Here is a 17,600-nt window from a genome sequence, read left to right on the forward strand (position 1 = left end):
TCGAATAACGCGTAATCAGCTGAAATAGCTTGAAAAGCATACTGATAGAGAATCGACTGTCTCAGGATGGCTCAGATCGAATGAGCAACAGATGGTGTAATTCAATTACACCCAGATCGGAAGATGTGATACGAACAGAAGAAAAGCAAAGGAGAGTGCGGAGAATACAGCGGCCGAAGTCAGTACACTGCCAAGATCAATCAAGGTTGATCCGGCCCATCGTCGCGGTCAACCAGACGACGGGCAGCGCTACGCAAGAACTGCATGTGCTTGTTGAAATTACGGCAGCCACTGCAGATGGTCAGGTGGAATTTCAGACTCAGTTGTTCACCCATGGTCAGCTTGCGATCCATCGCTTCCGATACCAAACGTGTCGCTTCTTTGCATACCAGCACTATGCGCTCCCAGTGGCATTACCGAACCAATTCTTGTCCAGACATAACCGCAAGCTCATCCGCGCCCGATACAAGATTACCGAACAGTTAGTCGCGCTGATTTCCAATCGCTTACAAATCTCGTCAATCTCCAGCCCCATTACTTCGCGCAACGAAAACACCAAGGCCACCCGCTTTGGCATCTGCTTTGCACAGGCTTCATAGACTGCCCAAAACTGCCGGTTTTCGATCGATTGTGCGGTCTGGTCCCATGTATGAGGCATGGTTTCCTGATCCCAATGTCCGGTTTGGTCAAACAATGGATCAAAGTCCCCTGCATCAGCCACATCTGAAAAGTCATCTGGCAAGCCAGGCTCTCGGCTCTTTTTGCGGATCAGGTCAATGATCTTGTGTTTGAGGATGCCGGTCAACCAGGTTTTGATTGATGACTGGCCGGAAAAATTAGCCTGCAGCGCGGCGAGCAAGGTTTCCTGGACCACATCCTCCGCTTGCGATTCATCACGTAATTGCAGTAAGGCATAACGCAGCAGGTAAGTACGATGCGTCGCCAGTTGAGCATGATCTATAGCCATAGTTTGGACGGGTCACGTGCAATGTGCTTTTTCAGCACACGTTCGAAATGGGCTGGGTCTTTCGGCTTGTTAAGCTCGGAAGGACGGGGTTTGTGGAAGTCATACAGGCGCGATACCCAGAAGCGCAGCGCTGCAGCGCGCAGCATCACCCCCCAGTTGGCCGCCTCTTCCACACGGAACGGCCGTACCGCATTGTAGGCAGTCAGCATTGACCTGGCCTTGACGGGGTCAATGTCGCCATCGTCCATGACACACCAGTCGTTGATCGTGATCGCCACGTCGTACAACAGCAGATCATTGCAGGCGAAGTAGAAATCAATCACGCCGCCAATCTTGTCACCGTCGAACAGTACATTGTCACGGAACAGGTCGGCATGAATCGCTCCCTCCGGCAACTTGTCAAAGCGATGACGCTCCTGAAAGCGCACTTCGTCCCGCAGGACATGTACCGCATCAGCCGACATAAATGGGTAAACCTCTGGTGCAGTGGCTGTCCACCATTCCGGACCACGCTGGTTGGGCATGCGTCCATCATAGGTCTGCCCGGCGATATGCATTTCCGCCAGGATCTCGCCAATCTGTGCACAGTGGGTGGCTTCCGGCGCCATGACCGCTTCACCTTTCAGGCAGGTGACAATACAGGAAGGTCGGTCATTCAATTCCGCCAGATATTCGTCCCGCACATCGGCTATGGGCGCCGGGCAAGCTATACCATGCCGGGCCAGATGGGCCATCAGGTTGATATAGAACGGCAGCTCGTGCATCTGCAGCTTTTCGAACAACGTCAACACATACCGGCCATGTGAAGTGGTCAGGAAATAGTTGGTGTTCTCAATGCCAGCCAGAATGCCTTTCAGCTCGACCAGACTGCCAATGGAATAATTTTTGAGCCGCTCGGCCATTTGTGCCGCGCTGACGGGAGTGAAGACGGACATGACAATAACCCGGTTGTTTGTCCGGATTATAGCCCAGGAGCTCGATACATTCGCTGGCCGAGATTGATGTTTTTTGCGAAAAAATGCAAGAAGAGTGCTATTTCATTGCGAAAAATGCATATACATTTCTGATAAACCACTATTTTTCAAATTATTTCACGCAAGGCCTGTCGTTTTCCCTAATGCCCGCCATTCGCCAACCCACGCTACATCTTGTAAACGCTGCCATTTGATGGCACTGACGACTTGATCCCCAATGCTCAACGATTTTTCAATAAAGTCGTTACTGCGGCATCCAATTGTGGGTCCTGTTCCTCATCCCCCAAGCGATTAAAAATGATTTGATCCACCTTGCGTGGTGTCGTTTCCAAATCACCACCGCCGGCAGTTGATACAACCTGCCCAAATGGTAAGCGTAAGAAAGACCCGTCCACCATCAACTTGAATGACGTAAAGATCACCCAACCTGCTCCCGGCTCGCCGACCACTTGGCCAAGCCGCTGTGCGCGATAGCCTTCCGTCAACACTTCGCCGTCAGACAAGGTCCATTTATTGGTCACCAAAACCGTGGATTTCTCCAGCGTTTGCTGACCAACCGCAAGTCGTCCAGGTGCAGTCGGTAATTGGCGAGTCGTAAACGTGAAATGGCTTCGCCGTGACAAGGTATCGAGCACCCAGCTATCCACCATGCCGCCGTAGTTATTACGGGCATCCAGCACCAGGCCTTGCTTGCTGTGGACAGTACGGTCCAAGTCGAGATGGAATTGATCAAGTGAATTTTCACGCATATCGATCAAATGCACATAACCCAGCTTGCCACCACTGGCCCGATCAACATAGATGCGGCGCCCTGTCACCCATTGCTTGTACCGCAGTGTCGATTCATCGTTGAAATTGATGGGTTTCAGATAACGGATTTGGTGTTGAGCTTGCGCAGTATCGACAATCAACTGGACAATTTTGCCGATTTTGCCATCCAGCAACGCGTCCAGATTATCTGTGGCCGTCAGGGACTTGCCATCAACGGCACGAATGATGTCCCCCAATTGCAGGCCAGCTTGTGCGGCCGGGCCATCGGCGACCACGCTGGCAATACGTAAGTGGCCCTGCTGTTCGTAATGGCTGCGGTCAAAATCCAGTGCCAAACGACCCAGCGTGGTTTGCGTTTCGCTTTTAGGGGCGCTGAGGCCTGTATGGGAACTGTTCAATTCACCAATCATCAACAGGATGACACGACGCAGCTCATCCCGTGTCGCCGCCTGATTCACCAATGGCTGGTAATGGGCTTGCAAGGCCGCCCAGGATTGACGATGCATGGCACTATCGTAGAAGAAGTCCTGTAGAAGGCGCCAACTTTCCCTGAAAATCGCCTGTTTTTCCTGGGCAAAGTCCGGTGTCAATACAACATCCAACAAGATAGCTTCCGCCTGCCCACCTGCCATTGATACCCGAAATGGCTTGCCACCCTCAAGGTAATAGGCCATCTCGCCATCAACCGTCAGCTGCAGAAAATGCTTGGTCCCGGCACTGGCGGTCAACTGCCGTGCCGGCTCGCCAATCCGCCAGCGCCAGATATTAGGCTGGCCCGCTGCCAAACTCACCAATGCAAAGGTTTTGCCATCAGCAGCCAGCGCACCATACTGCGTATCCAATGACAGTGGTACCACATTGTGATGGGCCAAGGCATAGCTGGCATCTGGACGAAGAGCCTGTTTGACGGGCTCTCCATCTGCCTGCAGGACAGCGGGCGGCGCCAGGTCAATTCTGACCCACCGACCACCCTGCTCCGCATGTTGAAATGCGCGCCACCAAAGGGTCCGACCATCGCCTTGCCAAATCAGACTAGCCTGACCGTAACCCTGGTCCTCCGGGCGAAACCATAACTTCTTGCCGACCCCAGGGCTGGCCAATTGTGTAAGGGACTGCGGCACACCACCTTGACGACCAACCAACATGACCTGTGCCAGCAGCTTGTCATTCAACGCCACCCACGCCAGCCATTGACCATCCGGCGACCAGGCCAGTGGCGAATCCGCCCAGATGGGTGGGCGACCTGTCTGGGTCGTCGCCAACAACGTACTTTGCCCGCTGGCCATATCCAGCCGATACAGGGCACGGCCATTCCGCATGAAAGCCAGCGCTTGGCCATCCGGTGCATAACATGGAAATGCGTCAGACTCATCACCCTGTGTCAGGCGGGTTTCCTGCTGTCTGGCTAAATCGTATTGCCAGATTTCGCCCACACCGTTGCGCATGGAAACGTAGGCCAGTCGCGAGCCATCGGGTGACCAGGCAAGTTGGGATTGTGTGGCGCCAGTCTGAGTCAGACGAGTGGCAGTACCACCTGTAATCGGCGACAACCACACCTCACCCCGTGCGATAAACGCCAGCTGTTGACCTGTCGGGGACAGCAACAGCTCTTCCAGTTTGTCCCCCAGTTTCAATGCGCCTGGCGCTGGCAGGACAGGCTGGTCTGCCAGCGTGAATGACAACACCTGTTGTCGACCGCTTGCAACATCAACCGTCCAAATCCGGTAATCCCGCTCAAAAGCCAGTTGTTCGCCGTTCGCAGAGAGACTGGGCCACACCACCCGGCCATCTTTGAAATGCGTTAGTGCTTTGGGTTGACCTGCCACCGGCTGATAAAACACATTTTCGACACCATCGGGACGTCCCACGTAATACAACCCCTGCCCATCCACCGACCACTGCGGCCAGGCAGCATGTTTACCTGGCGTGTGAAGTTGCTGCCACACACCGGGCTGAGATAATGGAGCCAACCATAACTCTTCCTGATCGATATGCGCCCCACCACGCCGCCACCACTGGTCAAATCCTCTGGTATTCAGTGCCAGCCATCGCCCGTCTGGTGAAGCCACGCCACGCTTTTCCTCCACATAACGCTGCTGCACCACTGGCATTGGCATACCACCCCGCACACGTACCCGATAGATATCATTCATGCGCTGAATGTCATGCAACACGCTGTGGAAATATACCCATTGACCATCTGCCGACCAACCACTGGGTTGCTCGGGTCGATCATCGTAAGTCAATCGTGTCAGCGCTTGGCTCATCAAATCGAGCACATACACATCACCATTGCCACTACGGTTGGAGCTGAAGACCAACCGTTTGCCATCTGGGGAAAAAATAGGGGTTCCATCCGTCGCAGCATGACTGACCAGCGCCTTGGCCTCGCCACCCGCTGACGACGCCAACCAGATGTCCCCACCCGAAACAAAGGCAATCTGCTGTGCATCCGGTGACAAGGCTGGCTCATAGGCCAGTGGCTCAGCCATCGCAGGTAGTGCCACCAATAGGCCTGGCAGTAATGGGGCAAATTTTGGTCGAGAACGTCTCCAGTCAGCGGGGATTCTGGATGCAGAACGGCACAACTTGAGCATGGGAACAGGTCCGGCGGAGTGAAGCGGGCGAGTTTAGCATGTCGATTCACCTCCAAAGCCCGCCAGTCCATGACCTGTACCGCTATTCGGTTCATTTCGTCGCAAATTCGTTTATGCTGGTACTTTTCCCGCCAGATACACCACCATGCCCCTGCATATCACCACACCGCTTATCGAATCCCGTGCTCTCAGTCTGGCTAATCGGCGTTCAGTCTGGCTGAAAATGGAAGCCCTGCAACCACCTGGATCATTCAAGATTCGTGGCATCGGCGCAGCCTGTGAAGCTTATCGTGCGCAGGGCGCCAAGCGTTTTGTGTCGTCATCAGGTGGCAATGCCGGGATTGCAGTGGCCTACGCGGGTCGTCACCTGGGTATACCGGTGACTGTTGTCGTGCCGGAAACCGCCACGGAACAGGCCAAAGCGCTAATCCGACAAGAAGGCGCGGAGCTGATTGTGCATGGTGCGTCGTGGCAGGAGGCGAATACGCTGGCAACATCATTGGTAGGTGACGATGGGGTACTGATCCACCCATTTGATGACCCGCTGCTATGGCCGGGCCATGCCAGCATGATTGACGAAGTAGCACAGTCAGGGTTGAAGCCCGATGCAGTCGTATTGTCAGTGGGCGGTGGTGGCCTACTATGCGGCGTGGTGGAAGGATTATGGCGCAATGGTTGGAACAACGTGCCCGTGATTGCGGTCGAGACAGAGGGCGCCGCTTCACTCAATCAGTCAATACAGGCTGGACAACGGATAGTGCTGGATCGGATCAGCAGCATTGCAACATCGTTGGGCGCAAAACAGGTCTGTGAGCAAGCGTTCAGCTGGACCACCCGGCACCCAATTCGAAGCATTGTTGTGTCGGATCGGTCAGCCATCAACGCCTGCGAACATTTTCTGCACGATCATCGCATAGTAGTCGAGCCCGCCTGTGGCGCAGCCCTGGCCTTGGCATATGACTACCAAACCGAATTGGCAAATTTCCAGACCGTATTGTTTATTGTATGTGGTGGCGTTACAGCCACGGTTTCGCAGCTCCGGTCATGGGCCGATCAATTGGCAAATCAAGCCTGACAAGGGGTAAAGCCAATGACAATCCACATTCTCAGGCTAGGTACACCACGTTTGCCAAATGAAGGCACCCGGATTGGTACCGTCAGACGGCCGCCACGCGGCGTACCCAAAGCAGAATTTGCCACCCAGAACTGGTACGACGTCTGGTATCCCAACCTGGCCCCCAGCACCGAACTGATGCAGTTGGGCAAAGATGCCAAGAGCGATGCCGATTGGCAGGCCTTCCGTAAACGTTACCGGGCAGAAATGGCCGTGCCCGATCAAAGTCGTACACTGGATGTACTGGCCGCCTTATCACATCACAGCAATTTCTCGGTCGGCTGTTATTGTGAAGATGAATCCCGTTGCCATCGTTCATTGTTGAGAGCGTTACTGACAGAACGTGGCGCCAAGCTTGCCTGACCACGCCCATGACGTATCGATAACAAACTTGCCGGCACTACCGCCGTTCATCCCCTCGCTAGAAATGACCAGTCCACTTTGCCAGCAGCACCGCACGGCGGTTCAGGCGTGGGTCGCCCAAATTCAGTACCTCAAATTCCTGCTGCACCCAATTCATTCGTTTGTCCCTTCCGTGGTTCAGACGGGCATGAGGCATAACGGGCCGGATGTTTGCTACCCACAACAGGTGGGTTGAGAATCACAGAGCAAGAAAAGGCCCGAATTCGCGACACGGTGACGAGTCACTGCCAGTTGCAATATGTGGCATGTAACACCTTGTTGCAATTACCAATGTATTAATCACAATTACCAATAGAGGCGTGTTTGCACGGTGGGGAAAGGTAGCGGTTGGGCGAGTGGCCTGACCGTTATACACCGTAAATTTCTAGATAGGCACCTTGAAAGGTGTCTATCACACGTTAGGTGGCATAGGCTCTTATGCATACGTTATGCTTTTTGTCCGAACTTACTAGCGCGGAATGGGCAGCTTGGTTTCAGGCGGCTGGCTCCATCGCAGCCATTGTTGCTGCTGCCTGGATTGCCAAGCACCAAGCCACGCTGCAACACAGAAATGCGCTCAATTTGCACATGACTGAGCAGCGCACTGCGCAAGTTGATGCAGCGAAAACCTTGTCAGTCTTGGCAACAAACTCGTCCATCGCAATGAAGCACATCACAGGGCAATTGAAAGACCGCGAGGCAATTCATCGTGTTGCTGAGGGCCTTACTCACTGTGACCTTGGAGAACTGCACCGGATAGATTCATATTTGAGCGCAGTCCCGCTTCATTCAATTCCCCATTCCTTGGTCACGCACACGATGGTGCTCGGCTCGACCGTTCGCCAATTCATAGACAAAACTGAAATGGCGCTTCGTCTTCACCGCCAATTGGATGCAGGTATGTTTGATGATTTTTTCAAAACAGTGGGTGAAATGAGCTCAAGTCTTGATGCTACTTGCCAAGACATCGCCGCCGTTGTCAAAAGTCTTGAAACACCGGTCGAAAATAATGCCACCTAACCCTACGGTCAACACGGACCGCCCAACAGCTGCGCTGTTGGATTCCCTCCGCGCTGCGCGCTCCGGCGGCCGGTTACCTTCACGTTAGGCAACGCGAGTTGAAGGCTGATTTCATGCCTCATCTGCCACTCCCAGCTGCTCGATGTCTCAGTCTCGATGCCTCATGCCCATGGGAGAGGCGTGCTCACTTCAGCGTCGGCTTGGGCTGTCCGTCCTTCGGCGGCCAGCGCACGCTCCGTAGCCGTTCCAGCCGTCTTCTTGCCAGCCTGGGCACATGTCGGAGATCATCGCTGTTCGCCAAGCGTCCAAGAAGGTTGCCGGCACATTCCATCGTCGGCAGCGTGGCACGAGTCTCTGCCCTTTCACGGTCGCCGCGGTTGGCCGGCCGCCGGCAGAAACAGTACTGCAAGGGTTGGCCTAACTTCGAATACCAAATGCCTGAAGTCTCCACGCGCCACGGTCGTGCCTCAGGGCAGTCAACTCAGTCGCTTCCGGCGGTCGCAGCATCGCGTTCCGGTCGTCCCCTTGCTCAACCGGGTTCGCCTAACCACTCCGTCAAGGGGACGTCCCGCAAGCGGGCCGCCCCTTACGTCGAACGTTAGGTCTCCCGAAGCCCTTAATGGAGCGCCGCATGAATCACTACCGTGAAGTCACAGTGGCCGCCAATGCCTTGCATGCGGCAACGAAACGCGCTAATGAATCAATCGCCACCCTCAACGGCTGGCTCATGGTGGCTACTGGAGCAGCCTTCTCGCTCGTCATCAGCAACGTCGAGAAGATCTCGCCGTCGCTATCGCTGAAGTGTCTGAAGCTAGCCATGGCCCTGCTACTGGGCAGTTTGCTCCTTGGCCTATTGGCAAAGCTCCTCATTGGCATGGTCAGCGCGGGCATCGGAAGCCAAGAGGACGGTCAGGCACTCGCCGCCCAACTTCAGGAAGGGCAGGAGCCCTTCGATGTCGATGTTTTCATTTCCGAGTTCTCTCGCGGGCTGTTTCCACCCTACCGCTGGATAGCAGCATGGTCCATGCAGCGATCGAAGTCAGGAGATATCGCAGCCGGCCAGCGCTACATCGCCAAGCTGTCCCAGTCCACAGCAGTCATCGTCCTCCTCCAAGCAGTGGTCATCATCTCAGCAGGTGGTGTAGCAGTGGCCGGCATTGGTAGTCTGCCGTGAGCGCGAGACCTAACCCCTCCGTCAAGGGGACGTCTTGCGCCAAGGCGCAAGCCGCCCCTTACGTCGAACGTTATGCATTGCAATTCGCATGAGCTACGAAGACAAATTGAAGCAGTTGCAGCGTGACCTAGCGCAAATTGATTTGCTTACTGAGCCACGTCGCCAAACTAGCTCTCGCTTCCCAGAGTTTCTAATCTTGAGGCTCAAAGACATAAAGCTAAAAATGTACCAGGAGCGAGGGCACTCAATGCCGCATATTCATGTCGACTATGGTAGCCAACATCATGTGGCAAGCTTTTCTATTGATCCGCCAGCCAGAATCGAAGGTTCATTGCATCGGAAGTACGATAAGTCGGTTATTGAGTGGATTTCTGTTAACAGCGATGCCTTGCTCAAGATTTGGTCAAAAGTCCAATCGGGGGGCGATCCCAGTTTGCTGGTGGCCGAGCTTGCGGGCAATGCATAACCCTTCGGTCAACCGGACGCTGCGCGATGAAGCCGCGCAGCGCCGGTTACCTTCACGTTAGCCTTCCCAAACAAGCTGGAGATTCCGCATGTCCGAGTTCGAGAAGCTATACGATCGGTTCCAGATCACAGCCGAAAATTGTGACAACCTGCGGCATCTTGTGGAGCCAGCGCTACACCTTCGTCGCCCAGCGAAGCGCGTAGTTGTCGAAACTGTCGTTGTCGAAAATGGTGAGCGGCGGATCGTAAAGAAGGAGGAGCAAGATGCCAAATTGGTCTGAGCTGATAAAGGAAATTGGCCAACTCGGAAGCCCCTTTGACGTCCTTCGGCGCAAGTACATTAGCGACCTCTCAAAGTACACCAAGCGGAATGTCATCTGCTACTACAGCGGCTGGCTTCAGAAGCCTGAGTTGGGGGCCGCCGTAGCCGTCAACGACACCGACAAGAACGGCCTGATGACAACGATAAATGGGCTCGATACTTCGAAGGGCCTCGACCTTATCTTGCACACGCCTGGCGGCGATACGGCAGCGACCGAATCAATAGTTGACTACCTCTGGAGCAAGTTCGCTGGCAATGTTCGTTGCTTTGTTCCGCAGATGGCCATGTCTGCTGGAACGATGATCGCTTGCTCTGCCCGCGAGATTTGGATGGGAAAACAATCGTCTCTTGGGCCAATCGACCCACAATTCGGAGGCATCCCCGCTCACGGTGTGCTGGAGGAGTTCAAGCGTGCCTACGATGACGTCGTGAACGATCCTCGCACCATACCGGTCTGGCAACCCATCATCGCGAAATACAACCCGGCGTTCTTGGGTGAGTGTGAAAAGGCAATCACTTGGTCAACGTCCTTAGTTGATGGTTGGCTCAAGCGAAATATGCTGGCTGCGGAGCAGAGCAGAGATGTGATCGTTGAGAACATCATCCGTGAGCTGGGCGACCACTCGGTAAGCCTCGCCCACAATCGCCATTTATCGGCCGCAAAATGCAAGGAGATTGGGCTAAAGGTGCACGATCTCGAATCCGACCAGAAGCTGCAAGACAAGGTTCTCTCGGTCCACCATATCTACTTCCACACCCTTTCCAGCACTTCGGCATTTAAGATCATCGAGAACCAAAATGGAATGGCGTTCATCCTCCAAGCCCAGCAAGTTCTCATGGCGTCGCCTCAAATGCAGCGGCATGCCAACGGTCAGCCGCGACTTCAAAGTCCAATCCCAAATCCAGATGACGAGGCGACGGAAGGCTAACCCGGCAGTCAACCAGACCCGCGAAATAGTGCTTTTTCCTTCGGCTTGGCGTCAGTGGCGCGGGCTGGTTACTTGATACGTTAGGGTTCACGGTATGAAAAAGCCACCCAAAGCAGTTGTCGTGAAAGAACGTACTGTTCATACCTATTCAGAACTTTGGCATGCCTCTGACTGTGTTCTTGAAAGGGGCGTAGAGGAACCTAAGGGCTCGACATGGCAGTTCTTATCTAGCGTGATTCTCACGGCCTTCTCATTTGAGGCATACCTTAATCACGTCGGCCCAGTAGTGTTTGAGTGCTGGCCCGAATTAGAGAGGCTCTCTCCTTGGGGAAAACTTGAACTGATCTGTGAAACTCTGAAGGTGGATTTCCCAGAAGGGCAAGGAAAGCGGCCTCTCCAAACAGTTATTAAACTACTTAGTTTCAGAAATACCATGGCACATGGCCGCAGCCAAGAACTGAGGCCAAAGCAGGTGTTGAGAGATATTAATGATGGGCTAGACAACTTCCTTGGTGAGATACCTCTAACTGATTGGGAGCGCCTAATAAAAGACTCAACGTTTGTCAATCAGGTTAGAGAAGATGTGAAAGCGGTGCTTGAGAAAATTCATTCGGCACGCCCCGAGCCGAAAGAACTGCTTTTTTCTTTTGGGCATGGTGTGCACAGTGCAGAGCTTACCCAGCCCTAACAACTCGTTCAAGTCGCGCCCTTCGGGCGCTGGGACGCACGCAAGCGCGCGCCCCTTAACTCAGGCGTTAGCCCCAATTGTTGCAGTGCAACCCACAGCATGAACCTAGAACAATTTGCAACTGAGTGGATAAAAGATATAGATGCACTGAGTGATGACTCCGAACTCCCGAGGACAGAGTCGTTCCTGACAGATCTGTGGCTAAAAGGGAGCCACGAACAGCTATGGGAGTTCATCTGCCATACATCTGAAAGAGATCTATCAGAAAGAGTCGCAAGCTACCTGGCTGCTGGTCCATTAGAAGACCTACTTGCAAGCGCAGGGCCTGAGTTTATTGATCGCGTTGAGGCGCTTGCATCAAAGAGCAGTAAATTCAAATATCTGCTTCAAGGCGTTTGGAGAAATGAAATAGAGGAAGGTGTTTGGCAGCGCATACAATCAATCCTCGGCAAGGGCTAACAATGCGCTCAACTGCCGCTCACTTCGTTCACTGGACGGCCAAAAGCTGCGCTTTTGGCCGTCCGTTAGCTTAATCGTTAGACCGCCCATGCGAAACACGTTGGAGCCGTGCTGAACGGTGTAAACCCTAATCTCAACGGAGTGATGACATGACAAAGATTGCAAAGAACACGATCTGCCTTTGGTACGATGACGACGCCGAGGACGCCGCGCGATTTTACGCCGAGACATTTCCCGACTCGTCGGTCGGCGCGGTGCATCGCGCACCTGGGGATTATCCATCGGGAAAAGAAGGGGACGTATTGACTGTCGAGTTCACCGTGCTGGGCGTTGCATGCCTCGGGCTTAACGGCGGACCCGCGTTCAAGCACAACGAAGCGTTCTCGTTTCAGGTTGCGACCGAAGACCAAAGCGAAACGGATCGCTACTGGAACGCGATCATCGGCAACGGCGGTCAGGAGAGCGAGTGCGGCTGGTGCAAGGACAAGTGGGGCATCTCTTGGCAGATTGCGCCGATCGCCCTAACGAAAGCATTCACCAGTCCCGACCGCGTAGCCGCCAAACGGGCGTTCGATGCGATGATGACGATGAGGAAAATCGACATTGCCGCGATCGAGGCGGCCTTTCGCGGTTGAGATGTGGGCGGTCTAACAATTCATTCAAGCCGACGCCGCTTCGCGGTGCGGCTTAATTCAGGCGTTAGACATCTTGGAAGAAAACCATGCTGAACCACGAACCGTATTTGAGATGCAACATGTGGCACCGGGACTCCACGAAGAGGCTGGCGTTGGTCACGCTTGTTTGGGCTCTCTCTTCCCTAGTAGCTACAAATGCTAATAGCAAGTGTATGGACAAGAAGAAGTACGATGAACTTCCAGCCCAGTGGGTAAGTATTAGGCCGCCGAACAGTAGCCTTGCCGCCGAGCGGCTATGGCCACCAGAGGGTCAGGAAGTTCTCTTCTACTTCGATGAGCCGAGAATGAGCGGGCCTGAGAAAGGCCAGTTCACGCGGTTCCGGTTTGGATATGTCAGCACTGGCACTTGTAACGCGATGCTGACAGGTCGGCACCTGAACATCATCTTTCCGTTGTTCCAACTGGCTTCATATGAGCCTACGCACTGGATGCCACTCACCTATATCAAGTAGGCACATCGCAAAGACGCCTGACCGCTCCGTCAAGGGGGCTGGCCCACGGCCAGCCTGCAAACAGCGCCAAAAACCTACCTTCTGGAAAGTTTTGCACGCTGATTTACAGGCTGGGAGTACCTCCCGGAAAGCGATGGGTGATTGACTGCAAAGCCCACATCGTTCTTGAGCTGTTGCCGTTCTCCTTTCAGCGTGCGGGATAGATTGCTCAACCAACTGCCACTTGTCGAATTACCTCGCGAATTCTGCCCAGCAGCGTCCAGGCTGATCTGGGCCAGTTGTTACAGGCTGATTTACAGCGAGGTAAACCTGTCACTTGTTGAACAAATTTTGTTGCGGTGCACTATATTGAAGGAGTCTTGACCAGGCAGGGATCCACCAAATGGCCGAGTACTGCCAGTCCATCCACACCGATCAACCGATCCATACCCATCGGTTCGATGGCTTCTGCCCAAAGTTTGACCGCTCACCAACGTCGCGCAGTATGTCAACCGGTACCGACAGATACTGCTGGATAGGGCGCCAGTGGTGCTATTCGCCTGGAATTGGCGATTCACCCGCCAGTGAAACGCCTGACAGCAAACCACATTGCTATTCATCAGGTATGAATCGACAACCGGTGAACCGCCACTTGCCCGCATCGGATCATTGGCATTACCTGTCCCATGTAAAAACGGAGCCAATATCCGCCCCTTGTTGCGACGTAACATGCCAATAGCAATGTTCAACAAGTGACAGGATTACTTTGCAGACATGACTTAGTTACCTCGTTGTACGCCTAAGGATTACATGAAAACGTCACTTCAAATTCATATTGCCTGTCAACAATAAAACCAGAAGCATCGCCAATAACCACTTGATCAACAAGGAGGTATTAGCATGATCAACATCTCATCTGGCATCGTTCAACTAAGTGAATACAAGGTGGAGAAAGGCCAGAGTTCCGTTTCCGGCCTTTCATCAGGCGCATTCATGACGGTGCAGTTGCACCTCGCTCATTCTGAGAGCTTTTGTGGAGCCGGTATCGTGGCGGGCGGGCCATATCGGGGAGTCGAAACATTTCGGCATTCCGCCGCATTGGCAGAAGATGCATACGAGTTGAACGCCTTGCAACTTTGCATGTCACCACTGACACCGGCACAGGCACCCAGTGCTCAGCATTCTGTAAAACTGGCACAAGAGGCGGAACGTGACAAAATGATCGCCCCCTTGAGCAACCTGGCACGCCAGCGTGTTTACATCTTCACCGGCAGTTGCGATAACGTTGTGAAATCGTCCGTTGTGGTACAGACACGACAGATGTATAGATTACTAGGTGTACCTGACGCGCAAATCGCCTACTTTGACGATGTGCCCGCTGGACATTCCTTGATCACCGACAATCCCGAAGATTCAGCCTTAGCTGCCAATTTGCCACCTTACCTCAATAACGGTGGCTTCATGCAATCCCATCAAATCCTGAGGCATCTCTACCCTGATTTGGTAAAACCCGCCGAGCAATTAAGCGGCAAATTGCTGCGATTTGACCAAACCGAGTTCTTCGGAGATCAAGCTGCAGCCAGCATGAGCCGATTTGGCTATGTTTATGTACCACAGTCGGTGGCGGATGGCGCCACGGCTCGCGTCCATATTGCATTGCATGGCTGCAAGCAAGGCTATCAATATGTGAATTTTGTACTCGGCCAAGCAAACGTTGCCAATCAGCCACCCTATGGCAACCGGTATATCACCACCACAGGTTACACCACGATCGCCGACACCAATAACCTGATCATACTGTTCCCACAGGCGCAGGGGTCTGATAGCGATGCAGCACAAAACCCAGACGGCTGCTGGGACTGGTGGGGGTATACCAGCCCAGATCCGCAATATCCGGACTATTACTCACGCAACGCCGTACAAATCCGCGCCATTCATGCCATGCTCCGCCGCTTGGGCGGTTAATTCACACAAAGGAAATCTCATGCTGGACACCTCTTCGCCCCTGATTAACCGCAAAAACTCTGTACTGGGCAACACCAGTACCCGGGCCTTTCATAATCTAAGCGCTACACTGAGCCTACTGCCGTTCAGCATGAACCCTGACATCTGGATTGGCTTGTCAGGCTTACAGCAAGCCACTGTTCAAAAGCTGGTACTTCAACAACAAGATTGGCTTAACAACTGGCACGACTGGTGGCATTCCACATTGCAATTAAGTAAGGCCAACACCACCTCCAAACTGTTTGAGCAGGGGTTCAACCTGACTGCCCGTATGGTACAGATCTGGGGTGATCAGGTCGTCGACATGGCTGAGCTTCAAGAAAATTTCGAAGTCAATTATGGTTATTGGGCTAGCCAATATCTACCGCACAATGCCCAACCAACCACTCCGCCATTCACACAAACCCTTTTACCCAGTAATGCCAGCAAGACAAAGCGTAAAGAGAGCGAAACAGCACAGGTAGCGTGATTGTTTGTAACAGCTCGATTACATCCAGGGCGGGATCAAACTTGCCAATCGCATTTATGTGTATGATTTGGCATATTTAATTAGTCAATTCTCGTGCAAGGAATACGCACTTTGACAATCACAGGAACGCAGCGGGCATAAAACCACTCGTGATTTCGCGCATTTTCCCAATTTGACGTTTCGTTCCCCGCCCAGCTTTTATGTCATATGAAAGTTCGATCCCGCCCGGCAATACTACCCAAGCCAACACTATGGTAGACCTGGGTGCCTTTGGGGGTGATGCGCAGCAGCGGGTCATCACGGTGCGCCACAGCGGGGTTTGGTATTGCCCGGTTGGGTAGCCGGCAATGATATCGTCACTCAGATACTGGTCATCCTGACTGCCGGCGCCATCGCTGCGGCCGATGCGCTTGCCGTCGGCATCGTAACGGTAGCGGCCCAGTAGCGTACCGGCGGCGCTATCCAGATTGATTTGGGTCAGTTGTTGCTGGCTGTTGTACTGGAAGGCGTGTTTGACATTGCCGACCGTCTTCAGGGTCAGGTTGCCGTTCGCGGTTGTATTGGTAGCTGGCCAGTACTTCGCCGCTGGCGGCAGTTATCCGCCGAAATCAACCACTCTGACCCCTACGATTAGGATTAGGGTAGTAAGCCGGAACCGCCGAATATGCTGTGCTCTACATATTCTGGGGTTCCGGCTTACTACCCCAGATTGGAACGACAGTTATGCCCCCACTGCGACACCTCTCGCCGAGAGCAAGGTCTAGGGTGGATGGCTAATTGGTCGAGTAGCCATCCACCCTCAGGCTACTCGACCAGGTAGTGCGTGCTTCCGGCACGCTCAAAGTGGCAGATTACTTATTAATTTGCCACTGCGCACTGTGCCAGCCAGACTCAATTGACCCTGCCTTGGCACTTCCCGTTTCCACGTGAATGTATTGATCCGGTTTCCATCTGTTTTGCAGGCGAAACCAGCCATCGCCAGTCTGAATCAGTTTCCACTGGGCGCTGAACCAGCCTGTGCTAATGGGCGAACTATTGAGTGAGCCAGTCTCAATGTTCAAATATTTATTGCTGAATTTTTCTTTTATCCTGATAAAGCCTTCACCTGAATCTTCCAGGGTAAACTGGCTGTTTCCGTTTACTGTTAAAGGCTGAGTAGCATCTTCCCAGCGATTCTGAAAAGAATCTGCCATTGCAGAGGTTGACAGCAAAGTGAAAAGGGCTGCCAAAAGCGTTTTTTGAGAGCTGTGCTGCATTACTACTCCTTAATCCCCGTATTAAATATTGACGGTAACATTGATATTTAGTCCGTTCGCACTACTAATTGATATAAATTTGGTCTATTCCGGAAAATAGTACTTCTATTTTGAATTGATTGCGGGAGACGATATAGATCGTCGCATTATAAGAGAAATTACCTAGCGTGAAAACGTTTTTATGCTGGGTAATGTGCGGACTTGTTAGAATCAGTATCAAACAGTGCCCAAGACTTTCCAGGTAACAGCGTGCAATAGTTTCCAGTAGATCAGCGGGTTTCGGCCCCTTTTCTACGCTGCTTGAAACGAAAGGAGTCATTCCCTGTTTCCAGGATTTCACAATCAAGCAGCGCCGTTGTCATCTTGGCGTCGCCAAATACACTTACCCACTCACCAAACGACAGATTGGTGGTCACGATCAAACTGGTCTTCTCATACAACTGGCTGATGAGGTGGAATAGCACCGCCCCACCCGATGACGGAAGGAGGCGGGGTGTTCAGATGTTTGCGTACAGTGGGGCGCGAGAGACTCAGGCTGCGGGCAATCGCACTGATTGATTCGTGACCGACGAAATAACGCCGGCGGATTTCGGCAATGATGTCCATGGATAACATCCCAAATAACTCCGGCAACAAAACCGGATGGTTGCACACCCCAAGGTGGAAACTTTTGTACGCTGTTTAGGCATCTCTGCACGAATCCAGTTTTCGGTAAACTAGCAGCGTCCCGCCTTTCGAGAGAGCCCTGCCATGCAAGCATCGGGTCAACTGAGTTTCAGCGACATCGAGTACGCTGGCAAAAAGAAAAAGACACGGCGTGAGCTGTTTCTGACCCGACTGGATGCACTGCTGCCCTGGCCTCA

General features: G+C 53.3%; 20 protein-coding genes and 2 pseudogenes. 14 read left to right on the forward strand and 8 right to left on the reverse strand.

The genetic code is table 11. The features are described from left to right. Nucleotides 1–200 precede the first annotated feature (200 nt). From FFS57_RS04475 to FFS57_RS04490, 4 genes are all read right to left on the reverse strand, one after another. Nucleotides 201–395 (reverse strand): zf-HC2 domain-containing protein, encoded by a 195-nt coding sequence (locus FFS57_RS04475; protein ID WP_137936561.1) that lies wholly within the window; start codon nucleotides 393–395, stop codon nucleotides 201–203. Next, nucleotides 395–967 carry a sigma-70 family RNA polymerase sigma factor gene (locus FFS57_RS04480; RefSeq protein ID WP_137936562.1) on the reverse strand — a complete coding sequence of 191 codons (573 nt, stop codon included), beginning with the start codon at nucleotides 965–967 and terminating at the stop codon, nucleotides 395–397. The genes FFS57_RS04475 and FFS57_RS04480 overlap by 1 nt, the downstream gene beginning before the upstream one ends. Then, nucleotides 958–1,902, reverse strand: a complete 945-nt coding sequence (locus FFS57_RS04485; protein ID WP_137936563.1) for a homoserine kinase — start codon at nucleotides 1,900–1,902, stop codon at nucleotides 958–960. The genes FFS57_RS04480 and FFS57_RS04485 overlap by 10 nt, the downstream gene beginning before the upstream one ends. A gap of 260 nt (nucleotides 1,903–2,162) precedes the next feature. Then, nucleotides 2,163–5,204, reverse strand: a complete 3,042-nt coding sequence (locus tag FFS57_RS04490; protein WP_171013609.1) for a S41 family peptidase — start codon at nucleotides 5,202–5,204, stop codon at nucleotides 2,163–2,165. A 250-nt stretch (nucleotides 5,205–5,454) separates the two neighbouring features. Here FFS57_RS04490 and FFS57_RS04495 point away from each other — a divergent pair, with 250 nt between their 5' ends. Together FFS57_RS04495 and FFS57_RS04500 are read left to right on the forward strand one after the other, a co-directional pair. Beyond that, a complete protein-coding gene (locus FFS57_RS04495) occupies nucleotides 5,455–6,384 on the forward strand; it encodes a pyridoxal-phosphate dependent enzyme (protein WP_137936565.1) in 930 nt (309 codons plus the stop codon). A 15-nt stretch (nucleotides 6,385–6,399) separates the two neighbouring features. Next, on the forward strand, nucleotides 6,400–6,786 hold the full coding sequence (locus FFS57_RS04500) for a DUF488 domain-containing protein (protein WP_137936566.1): 387 nt from the start codon (nucleotides 6,400–6,402) through the stop codon (nucleotides 6,784–6,786). A 58-nt stretch (nucleotides 6,787–6,844) separates the two neighbouring features. Here FFS57_RS04500 and FFS57_RS04505 read toward each other — a convergent pair whose 3' ends face one another. Further along, nucleotides 6,845–6,943 (reverse strand): IS4/Tn5 family transposase DNA-binding protein, encoded by a 99-nt coding sequence (locus tag FFS57_RS04505; protein WP_249383877.1) that lies wholly within the window; start codon nucleotides 6,941–6,943, stop codon nucleotides 6,845–6,847. 338 nt (nucleotides 6,944–7,281) lie between these two features. Here FFS57_RS04505 and FFS57_RS04510 point away from each other — a divergent pair, with 338 nt between their 5' ends. From FFS57_RS04510 to FFS57_RS04550, 11 genes are all read left to right on the forward strand, one after another. Then, nucleotides 7,282–7,845 (forward strand): hypothetical protein, encoded by a 564-nt coding sequence (locus FFS57_RS04510; protein ID WP_137936567.1) that lies wholly within the window; start codon nucleotides 7,282–7,284, stop codon nucleotides 7,843–7,845. 631 nt (nucleotides 7,846–8,476) lie between these two features. Next, nucleotides 8,477–9,019: a lysophospholipid acyltransferase family protein gene (locus tag FFS57_RS04515; protein ID WP_137936568.1), complete on the forward strand. Its 543-nt coding sequence runs from the start codon at nucleotides 8,477–8,479 to the stop codon at nucleotides 9,017–9,019. Between the two features lie 88 nt (nucleotides 9,020–9,107). Then, nucleotides 9,108–9,485: a DUF4160 domain-containing protein gene (locus FFS57_RS04520; protein ID WP_137936569.1), complete on the forward strand. Its 378-nt coding sequence runs from the start codon at nucleotides 9,108–9,110 to the stop codon at nucleotides 9,483–9,485. 88 nt (nucleotides 9,486–9,573) lie between these two features. After that, nucleotides 9,574–9,765 (forward strand): hypothetical protein, encoded by a 192-nt coding sequence (locus tag FFS57_RS04525; RefSeq protein ID WP_137936570.1) that lies wholly within the window; start codon nucleotides 9,574–9,576, stop codon nucleotides 9,763–9,765. Continuing rightward, on the forward strand, nucleotides 9,749–10,735 hold the full coding sequence (locus tag FFS57_RS04530) for an SDH family Clp fold serine proteinase (RefSeq protein ID WP_137936571.1): 987 nt from the start codon (nucleotides 9,749–9,751) through the stop codon (nucleotides 10,733–10,735). The genes FFS57_RS04525 and FFS57_RS04530 overlap by 17 nt, the downstream gene beginning before the upstream one ends. Before the next feature lie 94 nt (nucleotides 10,736–10,829). Further along, on the forward strand, nucleotides 10,830–11,423 hold the full coding sequence (locus tag FFS57_RS04535) for a hypothetical protein (protein WP_137936572.1): 594 nt from the start codon (nucleotides 10,830–10,832) through the stop codon (nucleotides 11,421–11,423). A 99-nt stretch (nucleotides 11,424–11,522) separates the two neighbouring features. Next, nucleotides 11,523–11,882 (forward strand): DUF6869 domain-containing protein, encoded by a 360-nt coding sequence (locus tag FFS57_RS25120; RefSeq protein ID WP_171013611.1) that lies wholly within the window; start codon nucleotides 11,523–11,525, stop codon nucleotides 11,880–11,882. A gap of 149 nt (nucleotides 11,883–12,031) precedes the next feature. After that, on the forward strand, nucleotides 12,032–12,517 hold the full coding sequence (locus FFS57_RS04540) for a VOC family protein (protein WP_137936573.1): 486 nt from the start codon (nucleotides 12,032–12,034) through the stop codon (nucleotides 12,515–12,517). Nucleotides 12,518–12,603: 86 nt separating this feature from the next. Then, nucleotides 12,604–13,029, forward strand: coding sequence for a hypothetical protein (locus FFS57_RS25125; RefSeq protein WP_171013613.1), 426 nt, complete (start codon nucleotides 12,604–12,606; stop codon nucleotides 13,027–13,029). Nucleotides 13,030–13,908: 879 nt separating this feature from the next. Continuing rightward, a complete protein-coding gene (locus FFS57_RS04545; RefSeq protein ID WP_137936574.1) occupies nucleotides 13,909–14,973 on the forward strand; it encodes an extracellular catalytic domain type 2 short-chain-length polyhydroxyalkanoate depolymerase in 1,065 nt (354 codons plus the stop codon). Between the two features lie 19 nt (nucleotides 14,974–14,992). Beyond that, nucleotides 14,993–15,481, forward strand: coding sequence for a hypothetical protein (locus FFS57_RS04550; RefSeq protein WP_137936575.1), 489 nt, complete (start codon nucleotides 14,993–14,995; stop codon nucleotides 15,479–15,481). A gap of 851 nt (nucleotides 15,482–16,332) precedes the next feature. On the opposite strand, the gene FFS57_RS04555 is transcribed toward FFS57_RS04550, so the two are convergent. The 3 genes and pseudogenes from FFS57_RS04555 to FFS57_RS25130 form a co-directional block, all read right to left on the reverse strand. Further along, nucleotides 16,333–16,737: an RICIN domain-containing protein gene (locus FFS57_RS04555; protein WP_137936576.1), complete on the reverse strand. Its 405-nt coding sequence runs from the start codon at nucleotides 16,735–16,737 to the stop codon at nucleotides 16,333–16,335. A gap of 269 nt (nucleotides 16,738–17,006) precedes the next feature. After that, a pseudogene (locus FFS57_RS04560) lies at nucleotides 17,007–17,213 on the reverse strand (ATP-binding protein); the annotation flags it as partial. Continuing rightward, entirely contained in the window at nucleotides 17,170–17,343 is a 174-nt protein-coding gene (locus FFS57_RS25130) for a hypothetical protein (RefSeq protein ID WP_171013577.1), read from the reverse strand. The pseudogene FFS57_RS04560 and the gene FFS57_RS25130, both read right to left, overlap by 44 nt. A gap of 144 nt (nucleotides 17,344–17,487) precedes the next feature. Between FFS57_RS25130 and FFS57_RS25720 the strand changes: the two are divergent. Continuing rightward, nucleotides 17,488–17,600, forward strand: a pseudogene (locus FFS57_RS25720) (IS5/IS1182 family transposase); the annotation flags it as partial.

Origin of the sequence: Chitinivorax sp. B (assembly GCF_005503445.1) — a bacterium.
In the GTDB taxonomy this organism is placed as follows: Bacteria; Pseudomonadota; Gammaproteobacteria; order Burkholderiales; family SCOH01; genus Chitinivorax.

Coding starts and splice junctions, on each gene's coding strand:
- FFS57_RS04480 (WP_137936562.1), bottom strand. CDS start 967: ATGGCTATAGATCATGCTCAACTGGCGACGCATCGTACTTACCTGCTG.
- FFS57_RS04485 (WP_137936563.1), bottom strand. CDS start 1,902: ATGTCCGTCTTCACTCCCGTCAGCGCGGCACAAATGGCCGAGCGGCTC.
- FFS57_RS04490 (WP_171013609.1), bottom strand. CDS start 5,204: ATGGCTGAGCCACTGGCCTATGAGCCAGCCTTGTCACCGGATGCACAG.
- FFS57_RS04495 (WP_137936565.1), top strand. CDS start 5,455: ATGCCCCTGCATATCACCACACCGCTTATCGAATCCCGTGCTCTCAGT.
- FFS57_RS04500 (WP_137936566.1), top strand. CDS start 6,400: ATGACAATCCACATTCTCAGGCTAGGTACACCACGTTTGCCAAATGAA.
- FFS57_RS04505 (WP_249383877.1), bottom strand. CDS start 6,943: ATGAATTGGGTGCAGCAGGAATTTGAGGTACTGAATTTGGGCGACCCA.
- FFS57_RS04515 (WP_137936568.1), top strand. CDS start 8,477: ATGAATCACTACCGTGAAGTCACAGTGGCCGCCAATGCCTTGCATGCG.
- FFS57_RS04520 (WP_137936569.1), top strand. CDS start 9,108: ATGAGCTACGAAGACAAATTGAAGCAGTTGCAGCGTGACCTAGCGCAA.
- FFS57_RS04525 (WP_137936570.1), top strand. CDS start 9,574: ATGTCCGAGTTCGAGAAGCTATACGATCGGTTCCAGATCACAGCCGAA.
- FFS57_RS04530 (WP_137936571.1), top strand. CDS start 9,749: ATGCCAAATTGGTCTGAGCTGATAAAGGAAATTGGCCAACTCGGAAGC.
- FFS57_RS04535 (WP_137936572.1), top strand. CDS start 10,830: ATGAAAAAGCCACCCAAAGCAGTTGTCGTGAAAGAACGTACTGTTCAT.
- FFS57_RS25120 (WP_171013611.1), top strand. CDS start 11,523: ATGAACCTAGAACAATTTGCAACTGAGTGGATAAAAGATATAGATGCA.
- FFS57_RS04540 (WP_137936573.1), top strand. CDS start 12,032: ATGACAAAGATTGCAAAGAACACGATCTGCCTTTGGTACGATGACGAC.
- FFS57_RS25125 (WP_171013613.1), top strand. CDS start 12,604: ATGCTGAACCACGAACCGTATTTGAGATGCAACATGTGGCACCGGGAC.
- FFS57_RS04545 (WP_137936574.1), top strand. CDS start 13,909: ATGATCAACATCTCATCTGGCATCGTTCAACTAAGTGAATACAAGGTG.
- FFS57_RS04550 (WP_137936575.1), top strand. CDS start 14,993: ATGCTGGACACCTCTTCGCCCCTGATTAACCGCAAAAACTCTGTACTG.
- FFS57_RS04555 (WP_137936576.1), bottom strand. CDS start 16,737: ATGCAGCACAGCTCTCAAAAAACGCTTTTGGCAGCCCTTTTCACTTTG.
- FFS57_RS25130 (WP_171013577.1), bottom strand. CDS start 17,343: ATGGACATCATTGCCGAAATCCGCCGGCGTTATTTCGTCGGTCACGAA.